The 13,251-nt window shown below is 61.8% G+C and carries 11 protein-coding genes; 9 read left to right on the forward strand and 2 right to left on the reverse strand.

Going from position 1 to position 13,251, the window contains the following annotated elements:
- Nucleotides 1-80: 80 nt before the first annotated feature.
- The 9 genes from ACQKEN_RS18660 (at nt 81) to ssuE (ending at nt 10,973) form a co-directional block, all read left to right on the forward strand.
- On the forward strand, nt 81-1,082 hold the full coding sequence (locus ACQKEN_RS18660; RefSeq protein ID WP_133776473.1) for a glycosyltransferase: 1,002 nt from the start codon (nt 81-83) through the stop codon (nt 1,080-1,082).
- A complete protein-coding gene (locus ACQKEN_RS18665) occupies nt 1,079-2,332 on the forward strand; it encodes a glycosyltransferase family 4 protein (RefSeq protein ID WP_427687768.1) in 1,254 nt (417 codons plus the stop codon). Before ACQKEN_RS18660 ends, ACQKEN_RS18665 begins: the two co-directional genes overlap by 4 nt.
- A gap of 100 nt (nt 2,333-2,432) precedes the next feature.
- Nucleotides 2,433-3,755 (forward strand): hypothetical protein, encoded by a 1,323-nt coding sequence (locus tag ACQKEN_RS18670; protein WP_427687770.1) that lies wholly within the window; start codon nt 2,433-2,435, stop codon nt 3,753-3,755.
- Nucleotides 3,756-3,881: 126 nt separating this feature from the next.
- The gene (locus ACQKEN_RS18675; protein ID WP_427687772.1) at nt 3,882-5,000 is read left to right on the forward strand and encodes a glycosyltransferase family 4 protein; all 1,119 of its coding nucleotides are present in this window, start codon (nt 3,882-3,884) and stop codon (nt 4,998-5,000) included.
- A gap of 9 nt (nt 5,001-5,009) precedes the next feature.
- A complete protein-coding gene (locus ACQKEN_RS18680) occupies nt 5,010-6,050 on the forward strand; it encodes an acyltransferase family protein (RefSeq protein WP_427687774.1) in 1,041 nt (346 codons plus the stop codon).
- Nucleotides 6,051-6,146: 96 nt separating this feature from the next.
- On the forward strand, nt 6,147-7,370 hold the full coding sequence (locus tag ACQKEN_RS18685) for a glycosyltransferase family 4 protein (protein ID WP_427687775.1): 1,224 nt from the start codon (nt 6,147-6,149) through the stop codon (nt 7,368-7,370).
- Nucleotides 7,371-7,383: 13 nt separating this feature from the next.
- The gene (locus ACQKEN_RS18690) at nt 7,384-8,796 is read left to right on the forward strand and encodes an undecaprenyl-phosphate glucose phosphotransferase (RefSeq protein WP_427687777.1); all 1,413 of its coding nucleotides are present in this window, start codon (nt 7,384-7,386) and stop codon (nt 8,794-8,796) included.
- 165 nt (nt 8,797-8,961) lie between these two features.
- On the forward strand, nt 8,962-10,044 hold the full coding sequence (locus ACQKEN_RS18695; protein ID WP_427687779.1) for a polysaccharide biosynthesis/export family protein: 1,083 nt from the start codon (nt 8,962-8,964) through the stop codon (nt 10,042-10,044).
- A gap of 347 nt (nt 10,045-10,391) precedes the next feature.
- Nucleotides 10,392-10,973, forward strand: coding sequence for an NADPH-dependent FMN reductase (ssuE, locus tag ACQKEN_RS18700; protein WP_427687781.1), 582 nt, complete (start codon nt 10,392-10,394; stop codon nt 10,971-10,973).
- Between the two features lie 10 nt (nt 10,974-10,983).
- On the opposite strand, the gene ACQKEN_RS18705 is transcribed toward ssuE, so the two are convergent.
- Nucleotides 10,984-11,259, reverse strand: a complete 276-nt coding sequence (locus ACQKEN_RS18705) for a hypothetical protein (RefSeq protein WP_427687783.1) — start codon at nt 11,257-11,259, stop codon at nt 10,984-10,986.
- Between the two features lie 581 nt (nt 11,260-11,840).
- Entirely contained in the window at nt 11,841-13,211 is a 1,371-nt protein-coding gene (locus ACQKEN_RS18710; protein WP_427687785.1) for a gluconate:H+ symporter, read from the reverse strand.
- Nucleotides 13,212-13,251: the final 40 nt, after the last annotated feature.

The raw sequence follows: 13,251 nt of genomic DNA on the forward strand, positions 1-13,251 counted from the left end.
TCCATCCCTTTCCACACATCCTGATTCCCACGGGGCTGATGCTTTTCAGCCTCTTGACCCCCCTTCGCCCGGAACTCGCCATGACCCAGAAAACCACGCTGGTGACGCTCACCTATGGTGACCGTTTCAACTACCTGCACACGCTGGTCAGCCGTTCGCTGGAGAGCCCGCTGATCGATCGCGTGATCATCGTCAGCAACGCATCCACCGCGCCGCTGGACACCCTTCGCCGCACCTGGCCGAATCAGGTCAGCGTGATCTACATGCATGAGAACACCGGTTCCGCGCGGGGCTATTCGGTGGGGATTCAGGCCGCACTGGACGCCGGTGCCGAGCACATCTGGCTGATGGACGACGACAACGCGCCGACCATCAACGCCATCGCCACGCTGCATCAGGTGCTCGAAGAACGTAAGCGCATCGACGGCGAAGACAAGGCCGCCGTGCTGGGCTTTCGTCCGACCCATCAGGCGGACATCGCCGCCGGCGTGCCGAACCGCTTCGCCATCCAGCGCCGCTCGAGTTTCTTCGGTTTTCACATCGCGCAGCTGCCGTACAAGATCTGGCGCCGGCTGCCGTGGGGCGCGCCGCAAAGCCCGCACAGCAAACTGCCAATGGTGCAGTTGCCGTTCGCCACGTACGGCGGCCTGCTCGCCCACCGCAATCTGTATCGCCGTATCGGCCTGCCACTGGACGCGTTGATGCTGTACGCCGACGACAGCGAATACACCTGGCGCATCACGGCAGGCGGCGGCCGGATCTTCCTGGTGCCGGATGCCTTGCTCGACGACCTGGAAAGCTCGTGGAACATCAAGGCGCGCACCAACAACATTTACGAGAGCTTCCTGCTGGGCGGCTCGGACTTGCGGGCCTACTACGGCGCGCGCAACCAGGCCTGGTTCGACAAAAACATCTGGGCCAATTCGTCGCTGCTGTACGGCCTCAACCGCTGGGTGTTCTTCCGGCTGCTGCGGCTGATCGCCAAGCGACGCGGTGCCGAGGAGCGCCTTGGCCTGATCGAACAAGCCATCCGTGACGGTGAGTCCGGGGTACTGGGCCTGAATCAGTCGTATCCATTATGAAAATACTGTTCATCAGCAGCCTGTATGCCCCTCACATTGGAGGCGGCGCGGAAATCATTCTTCAGCGTACCGTCGAAGGCCTGCAGCAGCGCGGCTGTGAAGTCAGCGTGCTGGTGACCGGTCCCGACGCGGGCTTGAGCGTTGAAGCGGTGAACGGCGTCAAGGTCTACCGCGCCGGCCTGCGTAACTTCTACTGGCATTTCGGTGCACAACGGCCTGGCCGCCTGGCGCGCCTGGGCTGGCACCTGCGCGACCGCTACAACGGCGCGATGCGCAGCTACGTGAAACAGGTCATCGGCAACGAGCAGCCGCAACTGGTGGTCTGCCACAACCTGGCCGGCTGGTCGGTGTCGGTCTGGGACGAGATCACCGCTGCAAAGCTGCCGATCGTGCAGGTGCTGCATGACATGTACCTGATGTGCCCGAGCAGCAACATGTTCAAACGCGGCCAGTGCTGCCAGCAGCAATGCGGCAGTTGCCAGACCTTTCGCAAGGGCCACGACGCGCGCTCGGCGCAAGTCGCGGCAGTGGTCGGGGTCAGCCGCTTCATTCTTGAGAAGCTGCAGCTGCGCGGTTATTTCAGCGCGGCCAGCCCGTACGTCGTGCACAACGCCAGCCCGTTCACGCCGCCGACCGCCTCGCCCCATCAGCGGCGGCAAGCGGACCTCCTGGCGAAGAAAGCACCGTTGCGCTTCGGCTACATGGGCACGCTGTCCCATCAGAAAGGCGTGGCCTGGCTGATCGAGCAATTTCAGCGACTGCCCTTCGACGCCACCCTGCAGATCGCCGGCCGTGGCCAGAATGATGACGAGGCCACGTTCAAGGCGCTGGCGACGTCGTCGAAGATCAGTTTTGTCGGGTACCAGAACCCTGAAGCGTTCTACCGCCAGATCGACGTTGCCGTGGTGCCTTCGCTGTGGAACGAGCCGTTCGGCATGGTCGCCGTCGAAGCCTGCGCCCACTCGGTGCCGGTGATCGCCAGCCGCATGGGCGGTTTGCCGGAGATCATTCAGGACCCGCTCAACGGTTTGCTGTGCGACCCGCAGGATCCCGACTCACTGGGCCAGGCGATGTTGCGTTTGCACCAGAACCCGGAATTGCTGGCACGTCTGAGCGGTCAGGCGCGGGTCAGCGTGGCGTCATTACTGAACCTGGAGTTGATGCTCGACAGTTACCAAAGCATTTTTGCCCAGACGCTGCTGGACGACGTTGCCCGGCGCAACCGGCACACACTGCCCCACCCGGTTTGACCACAGCGGCATGCCCGTACGCGATGCCGACCTTACCGCCGACGGCCCGAGACCTACCTGAGCAAGCGCTCCGGACCGTGCCTCTTCATTGAGACAAGCCATGCTCATCCCTTACCTGACCCGGCTACGACGACCCGCGGCGGTCCTGTTGCTGGGTTTATTGATCAGTTGCATCGCGCGGGCTGACGAAGCGTTCATCATCGGCGTCGACACGCACTTGATGAACAAACCCGGCACCTCAGCCCGCGCGTTGCAGCTGCTGAAAGCGGCGGGTGTCGACTCGGTGCGCGACGATGCCTACTGGTCCAGCGCCGAGCCCCGACGAGGGTTGTTGAAGATCGAGCCTTCATGGCAGTCGTTCCTGAGCGCCGCCCAGGAACACAGCCTGCGACCGTTGCTGGTGCTGGGCTACGGCAACCCGTTTTACGAGAACTACGCCAAACCGCGGAAACCCTCGGTGCGCGACGCTTACGGCAACTACGCCAGCTTCGTCACCCGCCAGCTCACCGACAGCGTGGACTTCTACGAAATCTGGAACGAGTGGGACAAGGAAAACCCGGTCGACCCGGTATTCGCCAGGGACTACAGCGTCCTCATCGAACAAACCGCCCAGCGCATTCGCGCCAATCAGCGGCCGATGGTGATTCTGGCCGGCGCCGTGACCAGTCAGGGCATGGACCTGGGGTTTGCCGATCGGCTGGTGGAGTCGGGGGTGCTCAACCATGTCGACGGGCTGTCGCTTCATCCCTATGTGTATTGCCGTTCGGATGAGCGCAACACCCCGGAAAACTGGATTGCCTGGCTGCGGCGGATCAGCGAGGACCTGAAAGACAAGAATCGCAACAAAGGCCCGGTGCCGCTGTACCTCACCGAAATGGGCTGGCCCAGCAACGAGGGGCGTTGCGGCGGTGATGAGAAGACCCAGGCGGCATTCCTGGCGCGTAGTTTCTTTCTGGCGCAGACGATGCCCAACATCAAAGGCATGTGGTGGAACGGCCTGCTCAACGACGGGCCCGACCGTACTGATCCGGAGCAGAACTTCGGCCTGCTCGATCAGGACCTGAGCGTCAAGCAGGCCTACCTGACGCTGAAGGCCATCAGCCCGACGCTGCATCAATTCCGTTACGACGCTGAAAAGAGTCGCGAAATCGACTCGCAATACCTGCTGCGGTTCGCCAAGGGTTCGGAGCAGATCATGGTCGCCTGGACCGCCGGGCTGCCGCGATCGATCAAGGTCGACGCCAGCAGCGTGCTGCGCGGCAACGTGCAGTACATCGACACCCGCCAGCCGCAAAGCGGGCTGGTCGACAGCGGCATCCCGTGGAACTGCAACGACGGGCGTTGCTCGGCGCAAGTGCCGATCGATGACTTCCCGAAAATAATAAGCCTGGGCACACGCCCTGCACTGTTTGCCTTGCCCTGAGTTCTGCCTTTTTTATTCCGGCCCGCCTTCCGGGCGCCCCTTCATCCAGGGCGCTGACGGCTCTTAACTGAGCGCGCTGACGGCTTCTGCGCACGACCCCTTTATCTCTTTTACAGGTCGACCACAATGATTGTGATCAATGCACGTTTTCTGACTCAGGAATTGCGCGGCGTTCAGCGCTTCGCCGAACAGATCTGCCTGGCCCTCAAACAACTGCGCGACGACGTGGTGTTTGTGGCGCCCCACGGCATTCAGATGCACGAGAGCGCCAAAGCTCTCGATGTGCAATGCATCGGCAGCCACACCGGCCACCTGTGGGAACAACTGGACCTGCCGCTGTACCTGCGCCGTCAGGGTAACCCGCTGCTGATTTCCCTGTGCAGCACCGCACCGCTGTTTTACCGCAACCAGATCGCGACCCACCACGACGTCACCTATGTGCGTCACCCGGAAAGCTACACGCGCACGTTCCGTCTGCTCTACCGGACCATGACGCCGATCATGCTGTCGCGGATCAAATCGCTGCTGACGGTGAGCGCCTTCTCCAAGGGAGAGATTTCGCAGTTCTACACATTCCCGGAAAAGAAAATCTTCGTGGTGCCCAATGCGGTGAGCGGTGCGTTTCAACCGGGCCCTCCCCTCAAAGAGCAACAGGACTACCTGCTGGCGGTGTCTTCGCCCAGCGCCCACAAGAATTTCAGCCGGATGATTCAGGCGTTCCTGCTGCTGCGCGGCCACGATGATCTGCAACTGCGCATCGTCGGTGGCGCCAGCGGCATCTTCAGCGACGACAACCTGCAGCGCCTGGCCAGTCGTGACCCGCGGATCCGTTTTCTGGGGCGCCTGAGCGATGAAGAACTGATCAGCCAGTACCAGGGCGCAACGGCCTTTGTATTTCCGTCGCTGTACGAAGGCTTCGGTATTCCGCCCCTGGAAGCTCAGGCGTGCGGTTGCCCGGTGCTGGCGGCGAATGCGGCGTCGATTCCTGAAGTGCTGCAGGCCAGCGCGCTGTATTTCGACCCGCTGGACATTGACCACATGGCCGCCGCCATGGAACGCATTCTGACGGACATGCCGCTACGCCTGTCCCTGCGCCGACGGGGGCTGAACAACGTCGCGCGGTTTTCCTGGGAAGAGTCGGCACGGCAGGTTTCCCAACGCATCGACGCGCTGCTGAGTCCGGCCAGAGACCGGCGCAGCAGCCAGGGCAGTGACGCCCTGGGTCGCGAATCTTCCAGCAACTGAGGCACTGCCATGAAACGCCTTGCCTATCTCGACGCGTTGCGCGGCATCGCCGCCTTGATGGTGGTCTTCACCCATTTGTACGCACCGGTCATCGGTCACGTCTGGGTGCTGGATTACCTGATCGACCCCGGCAAGCTGGGGGTGCTGTGGTTTTTCATGATCAGCGGCGTCGTGATTCCCTACAGCCTGAAGCCGGTGCCTGACGGCGCCCGACGCTTCCTGATCTCACGCTTCATGCGCTTGTACCCGGCCTACTGGCTGTCACTGGTGCTGTTTGTGCTGATGCTTCAGTTGACCGGCGCGCCGCTGCCGTCCTGGCCGCAGATCGTCGCCAACCTGACGATGGTGCAGGCGGCACTGGGCTTCGACGACGTCGTCGGTCTGTACTGGACGCTGTTCATCGAACTGGTGTTCTACGGGCTGTGCCTGGCGTTGTTCATCGCCGGCAAGCTCTACGACCTGGCCTTTAGGGCGCGCTGTTCCCTGGTGTTTCTGCTCGCCGCGCTGGCGATGGGCATTGCCCGCGCGCTGACCGAACACAAACTGCCGGTGGCGCTGCCCCTGGCGTTGTCGCTGATGTTCTTCGGCTCGGTCTGGCGCCAGTGGTTGCTGGCCGAGCACAGCGCGGCGCTGACGCGGAACCTGAAGATGCTGTTCGTGGCCTTCGCCGTGCTGTTGCCGCCGACGCTGATCATGGCCTACAGCAAGGACATGGGCACCGGCGAAACCTGGGGCCGTTACTGCTTCACCTACGCCGTGGCCATCGTCAGCTTCGTGCTGCTGACCCGCAGCGTGCGCCTGAACCACCCGGCGCTGGTCTGGCTGGGCGCAGTGAGTTACTCGCTGTACCTGCTGCACCCGTCGATGGGCATGCTCAGCGAATTCCTGCTGCGCGGCACCGAGGCACCGGGCCTGCTGGTGGCGCTGGTCGCGACGGTGCTGACCCTGGGCGCCGCCCATCTGTGCTTTCGCTACATCGAACACCCTTTCATCCAGCTCGGAAAACGCCTCAATAACCGCAACGCCAAGACGCAGCCTGTGAGCGTCTGATTTAGCGCCTGCGAACATGGAAAGGTTGTGGGACTGCCCTCGCGAGCTTCGCTCGACGTGCCGGGCGTCCTTCAGCCGTTAAAGCAGAGAATTCCAATGAAAATTGCAATCGTCCACGACTGGTTGGTGACGTACGCCGGTGCCGAAAGGGTTTTGGCATCGCTGATCAATATCTGGCCCGAGGCGGATCTGTTCTCCGTCATCGATTTCCTCAGCGACCAGGACCGCGCCCAATTGGGCGGCAAGGTCGCGACAACCACGTTCATCCAGCGCCTGCCCAAGGCCAAGACCAAATACCAGCGCTACCTGCCGCTGATGCCGATGGCCATCGAGCAGCTGGACCTGTCCGGTTACGACCTGATCATCAGCAGCAGCCACGCCGTGGCCAAGGGCGTGCTGTGCGGGCCGGACCAGTTGCACGTCAGCTACGTGCATTCGCCGATCCGCTACGCCTGGGACCTGCAGCATCAGTACCTCAAAGAGGCAAACCTGAGCACCGGCCTGAAAGGCAAAGTGGCGCGGATGATCCTGCACTACATGCGCATGTGGGATCAGCGCACGGCTGCGGGCGTCGATGACTTCATCGCCAACTCGCACTTCATCGGCGCGCGCATCACCAAGGCCTACCGTCGCGAATCCACGGTGATCTACCCACCCGTGGACACCCGCGGTTTCGCGCTGCAGGAACAGAAGCAGGATTACTACTTCACCGCTTCGCGCATGGTTCCGTACAAGCGCATGCCAATGATCATCGACGCCTTCGCGGCGATGCCGAACAAGCGCCTGGTGGTGATCGGCGACGGTCCGGAAATGGAAAAGGCCAAGGCCGCTGCTGCCCACGCGCCGAACGTCACGCTGCTGGGTTATCAGCCGTTCGCGGTGCTGCAGGAACACATGAGCAACGCCAAGGCATTCGTGTTTGCCGCCGAAGAGGATTTCGGCATCAGCCCGGTGGAGGCCCAGGCCTGCGGCACGCCGGTCATCGCGTTCGCCAAGGGCGGCGTGGTGGAAACGGTCTGCGGCCTGGATCATCCACAGCCCACCGGCGTGCTCTACCCGGAGCAGAGCGTGGCGTCGCTGATGGCCGCCATCGAGACGTTCGAGATCAACGGTTCACGCATCACCGCACAAGCCTGCCGGACCAATGCCGAGCGCTTCAGCGAAGCCCGCTTCGAACTGGAAATGCGCCAGTTCGTCGAGACCCGTCTGACGGCTGCCCGTCAAAGCCGCCAGCCTGCGCACACCCGGCCGGTCCAGATCGCGCCGACGCTGGTCAGCAGCGACCTCTCCGCCCGCGTTGTTCCGATCAAATCCGTCTGAGCGAGCCAAGAATATGCGCACACCATTAAGGGGCATCCTGCATGCCCATTCATCGTCGCTGTCCGTCGCTCACCGGTTGCTCGATCTGGCGGTCATCGCGGTCGGCGGTTACGGCGTCAACCTGCTCACCGGCACGCCGATGAGCAGCGAAGCCTGGATGCAGATTCTGCTGGCGGCGGTGGCTTTTCACTGGCTGGCCGAATACCACCAGCTGTATGGCTCGTGGCGTGGCGAGCGGATTTTGCGCGAGCTGCTGAAGGTCGCCAATTACTGGGGCCTGGCCTTCGTGCTGCTGCTGTTCGTCGATTACCTGCTGTTGCAGCCCGACCATCTGGCGGACAACAGCCAGATGGCCTGGTTTGCCGCCGTGCTGTTGGCGCTGTGTGGTTATCGTCTGGCGATTCGCAGCGTGCTGCACACCTTGCGTGCCCAGGGCTTCAACACCCGGCGCGTGGCGATTGTTGGTACCGGCCATTGCGGCGAACGCCTGGCGATGTCCATCGAACGCGCACCGTGGATGGGCCTGAACCTGCTCGGCTTCTATGACGAAGCGCCGCAGCAGATCGACCTGGCACGCATCGGCCGACGCATTCCGGTGCTGGGCGATCTGGATGAACTGATCCGGGACGCCCGCGACGGCAAGATCGACAAGGTGTACATCACCCTCGAACTCGGCGCACAAGAACGGTTGCAGGCACTGATCAAAGGCTTGAGCGACACCACCGCGTCGGTCTACGTGATCCCGGATGTGTTCATGTTCGAGCTGCTGCACGCCCGCAGCGAAAGCATCAACGGCCTGCCGAGCATCAGCATTTTCGACTCGCCCATGGACGGCGCCTGGAGCGTGGTCAAGCGTCTGGAAGACATCGTGCTGTCGAGCATCATCCTGACCATGATTGCCCTGCCGCTGATGCTGATCGCCCTGGCGATCAAGTTCACCTCCCCCGGCCCGGTGCTGTTCCGTCAACGCCGTTATGGCCTGGACGGGCGGCCGATAATGGTCTGGAAATTCCGCAGCATGAGCGTGCAGGAGAACGGCACCGTGGTGACCCAGGCCACGCGCAACGACAGCCGCATCACGCCGCTGGGCGCGTTCCTGCGGCGTACCTCGCTGGACGAGCTGCCGCAGTTCTTCAATGTGCTGCGCGGCGAAATGTCCATCGTCGGTCCGCGCCCCCACGCCGTGGCGCACAACGAGCAGTACCGCAAGCAGGTGTCGGGCTACATGCTGCGGCACAAGGTCAAGCCGGGCATCACCGGCTGGGCACAGATCAACGGCTGGCGCGGCGAGACCGACACGCTGGACAAGATGCAGAAACGCGTTGAATTCGACCTGCAGTACATCGAGCACTGGTCGGTCTGGCTGGACTTGAAAATCATCCTCCTGACGCTCTTCAAAGGCTTCGTCAACAAGAACGCCTTTTAAAAGAAAATCTGCCTAACACAACAAACATGGCCAAGGGCTAGTAAGCTCGGCAGGAGGTGCACGGGTGCATGAGCGAATGTGATCCGATGTTCGGTGTAAGTAAGGGATGCAAAGAAATCACTGCGGTGCCAGTACGCACCTATTAGGATTAGAAGGAACATTCATATGAAAGTAACGTTAGCGGTCGTGCTGCTTTCCAGTCTGGTGTTGCAAGGCTGCGCATTCGCCCCCGGTCAGTACATGTCTTACAGCGATGTCACCGACCAAGACCCCGACGGTCCCAAGGTCACGCTGATCAACATCACCCCCGCCACCCTTGCCCAGCAGCAGAAAACGGCGGACGCAGCGGCCAAACCGCTGCCCCCGGAACTGCTGAACTACAAGACGCCTGAATACATCGTCGGCCCGGGCGACGCCTTGCTGGTGACCGTGTTCGAACACCCTGAACTGACCGCGCCGGGCTCCCAGGAACAACTGGATGCCAACAGCCGCGAAGTGCTGAACGACGGCACCGTGTTCTTCCCGTACGTGGGCCGTATTCAGGCCGCCGGCAAGACCGTTTCGCAGATCCGCGACCAGCTGCGCATGGGCCTGGCGCCGCAGTACACCGAAGTGAAAGTCGACGTCAAAGTGCTGCGTTACAACAGCCAGCGCGTCCTGCTCTCGGGTGCCTTCAAATCGGCTGGCCCGCAACCGATCACCAACATTCCGCTGAGCCTGGTTCAGGCCATCAGCCAGGCCGGTCTTGATTCGACCGACGCCAACCTTGCCGGCCTGACCCTGCGTCGCGACGGCAAGGATTACGTGATCGACGTTGACTCGCTGAACCGCAAGGATTCGCAGATCAGCAAGATTTTCCTGAAAGACGGCGACTACCTGCACCTCAACAGCAACTCGAAAAACAAGATTTACGTGCTGGGCGAAGTTCAGCGCCCGCAGGTGATCTCGTTCAGCACCACCAGCGTGACCTTGCTGGAAGCGCTCGGCACCTCTGGCGGCCTGAGCCCTGACGCAGCCGATGGCGATGCGGTGTATGTGATTCGTGCACAGGACGCCACCCACGGCGCAACGGTTTATCACTTGGCAGCGAAGAAGCCGACCAGTTATGCGCTGGCCAAAGGCTTCGAGCTGGCGGCCCAGGACGTGGTGTTTGTCGGCCCGGCCAACATCACCCGCTGGAGCCGTTACGTGAGCCAGTTGCTGGGTTCGAACAACATCATCCAGACGGGTGCGATGTTCAGGAATTGATGGGGCAGGCAGCTTCAAGCGGCAAGTTTGAAGCTTCAAGCTGACAGCAGAGCAACAGGGAAATCCTCGCAGTGGTCCGACTGCGGGGATTTTTTTTGGGCTGGATTTGATAAGGGCAGGTGTTGCGTGGGCAACAGTGAATCAACAGATGGGAGGGTGTGAATCAACACCTGGGGAGTTGCAACGGTGCGTATTCGCTGGATTTACGGGGGCGGCAGCCCATGGCGAGCGCTGGCACGCATGCTGCTTTAGTACCGGCAGAGGGTCTTCACGCCCATTATTTTCGCGTTGATCGCGGCCTGCTCGGTGCCTGGCACCTCGGGTGACTGACCCCAAGGAAACAACACATGTTGGTAGTTTCGATTTCAGGTAGCCCTTCCACCCGGTCGCGCTCGGGCGTGGTGTTGCAGCATGCGGCCCATTGGCTCAAGGACCGTGGCGTGGAGGTGAACGGTGTGCGCATTCAGGATTTCAACGCCGAAGACTTGCTCTACGCCCGGTTCGACAGCCCCCAAGTGGTGGCTTTCATCGAAGCAGTGGCTAAAGCGGACGGTTTGCTGATCGGCACGCCGGTATACAAGGCGTCGTTTTCGGGGGCGTTGAAGACGCTGCTCGACCTGCTGCCGGAGCGTTCACTGCACGGCAAAGTGGTCTTGCCGATCGCCACGGGTGGGAGCATTGCGCACATGCTGGCGGTGGATTACGCGCTGAAACCGGTGCTGTCGGCGCTGAAATGCCAGGAAGTGCTGCACGGGGTGTTCGCCATCGACAGCCAGATCAGCTACGGCGAGAACCCGTTGGGCGGTGAGCTGGATGAACTGCTGACCCAGCGACTGCATGACGGTCTGGATCACTTTTTACTGGGTCTTCAACACCGGACCCATGCGCGTCACAAGGAAGCGGGCGGGCATTTGAAACTGGCGTTGTAAGTTTTCCGGCTCAACCCTGACGTGCTTTCGAAGCAACGCTGACGTCGGCGTTGTATTCGCCACGGTTATCAAACTCGTGGGCGCGTTGCAGTTGTGGCTGCTCCATCAGTTGCGCCTTGCGGGCCTGGAATTCGTCGTAGGACAAGCCGCGACGATTGAGGTCTTCGAGGGCCAGCTGGTGGGTTTCTTCAGCGCTGTAAGGGCGCAGCTCGGGATGATTGCCAGCGGCACAACCGGCAAGAACGGAGGCGGAGAATAACAGGGAGAGGACAAGAAGACGGTTCATTGGGAGCCTCCATTCGGCTCGTTTCTGGAATGAAGCCAAGGCTACGCGCCGGGCCTTTCCAGCAGAAATCAGTCGTCTTGATAGTGGCTATCGGGTTTGGCGCGCAATTGGGTGTTCGGCGATCTATCTAGGTGTAGAGAGCGTCGGCCTAACGGCCTCGTGTTTCGCCTTCGGCGAGTTACTTGGAAAAGCACCCCAAGTAACCAAGGGTGCTTGCTCTCGGTTGGGCCCGACTTCGTCGGGTTCCTTCACTCCGGTCTCGCTCCGTGGGCCCGCGCCGAACGGGCATCCATGCCCTGACGGCGCTCTCGCCGCATCCATGCGGCTCGGCCCACTGCGCGAGGCCTGCGCTCAGCCTGCACCCAAGTCGCGTTTAGCGGTGACTGGGCTTTTTGCATTCGAAGGTCAAGATCAAAAGCTTCCCGGCTGAAGCCGGTCCCACAGGGTGCGCACGGAGCATTCAGTGGGACCGGCTTCAGCCGGGAAGAAGCCAGCATGACCGTCATCAATTTTGGGGCAAACACCATTCCATAATGGCTGCTCACGCCCACTAAGGCTTCAGCGTTTGTTCTGGGGAGTGGTCAGACCAGGAAATGCCACAGCAGCGACGTGCCGATCAGCCCCACCACCGAGACAATCGTCTGCAGTACCGACCAGACCCAGATGGTTTGCTTCAACTGCAGGCCGAAGTATTCGCGGACCATCCAGAATCCCGCGTCGTTGACGTGGCAGAAGAACACCGAACCCGCCCCGATCACCAGTGCCACCAATGACGCTTCCACTGGCGCCAGCCCGGCCATCATCGGTGCAAGAATGCCCGCCGTGGTGGTCGTTGCAACGGTGGCCGAACCGGTGGCCTGACGCAGCGCGACGGCAATCAACCACGCCAGCAGCAGGTACGGCATGTGTGCGCCTTCGGCCACTTTGCTGATGGTCTGGCTGACACCGGCGTCCAGCAGCGTTTGCTTCAAGCCGCCGCCGGCACCAATGGTCAACAGCAACACGGCAATCGGCGCCAGGCTTTTACGCAGCGTGCCCCCCACTTGTTCGCGGGAGATGCCGTTGGCCCAGCCCAGACACACCGTCGCCGCCAGCACCGCAATGCCCAACGCCACCAGCGGTTCACCCAGGAATTTCAGCGTCAGCGCGATGTTGCTTTCCGGTTCCATGGCGATTTTCGCCAGGGTGCTGCCGAGCATCAGAATCACCGGCAGCAGAATGATCAGCAACGAAATGCCGAAACTCGGCTGGCGCGTGGCGCTGGGTTTGGCCGAGAACAGCTCGCCCAGCTCCGCCGGTTCCTCAATGTGCATGCGCTTTGACAGCCAGTTGCCGTACAGCGGACCGGCCAGAATCACCGCCGGCACCGCCACGCAAAACCCCAGCAACATGGTCAGGCCGAGGTCGGCGTGCAACGCGCTGACGGCAATCAGTGGCCCCGGGTGCGGCGGCATCAGCGCGTGCAAGGTGGTCATGCCGGCCAACGCCGGAATGGCGATTTTCAACAGCGGCTGATTCGACTGCCGCGCCATGACAAAGATGATCGGCACCATCATCACCAGGCCCACTTCGAAGAACAGCGGCAGGCCGATGACCATCGCCACCAGGGCCATGACCCACGGCAGCATCTTGCCCTTGCCCAGCCCCAGCAGCGTCGACGCAATGCGATCCGCCGCGCCCGATTCAGCCATCAGTGCACCGAGCATGGCACCGAGGGCTATGATGATCCCGGCTTCACCGAGAATCCCGCCCGCGCCCTTGCTGAACGCCTTCGCCACTGCCTCCGCTGGCAATCCCGCGCCTATCCCTGCGATGAATGTGCCTACCAGAATCGACAGAAACGGCGGGAGCTTGGTTGCGCTGATCAGCACGATGATGGTGGCAATGGCGATCAGGCAGCAGATGATCAGGCGAGTGTCATGAAACACCCAGGCAGCAGACGACAGATCCAACGCGGAACCCCTTCTCGTTCGGTTTTTATCTCAGGATGGT

The organism is Pseudomonas sp. NPDC078416 (assembly GCF_050268485.1).
In the GTDB taxonomy this organism is placed as follows: domain Bacteria; phylum Pseudomonadota; class Gammaproteobacteria; order Pseudomonadales; family Pseudomonadaceae; genus Aquipseudomonas.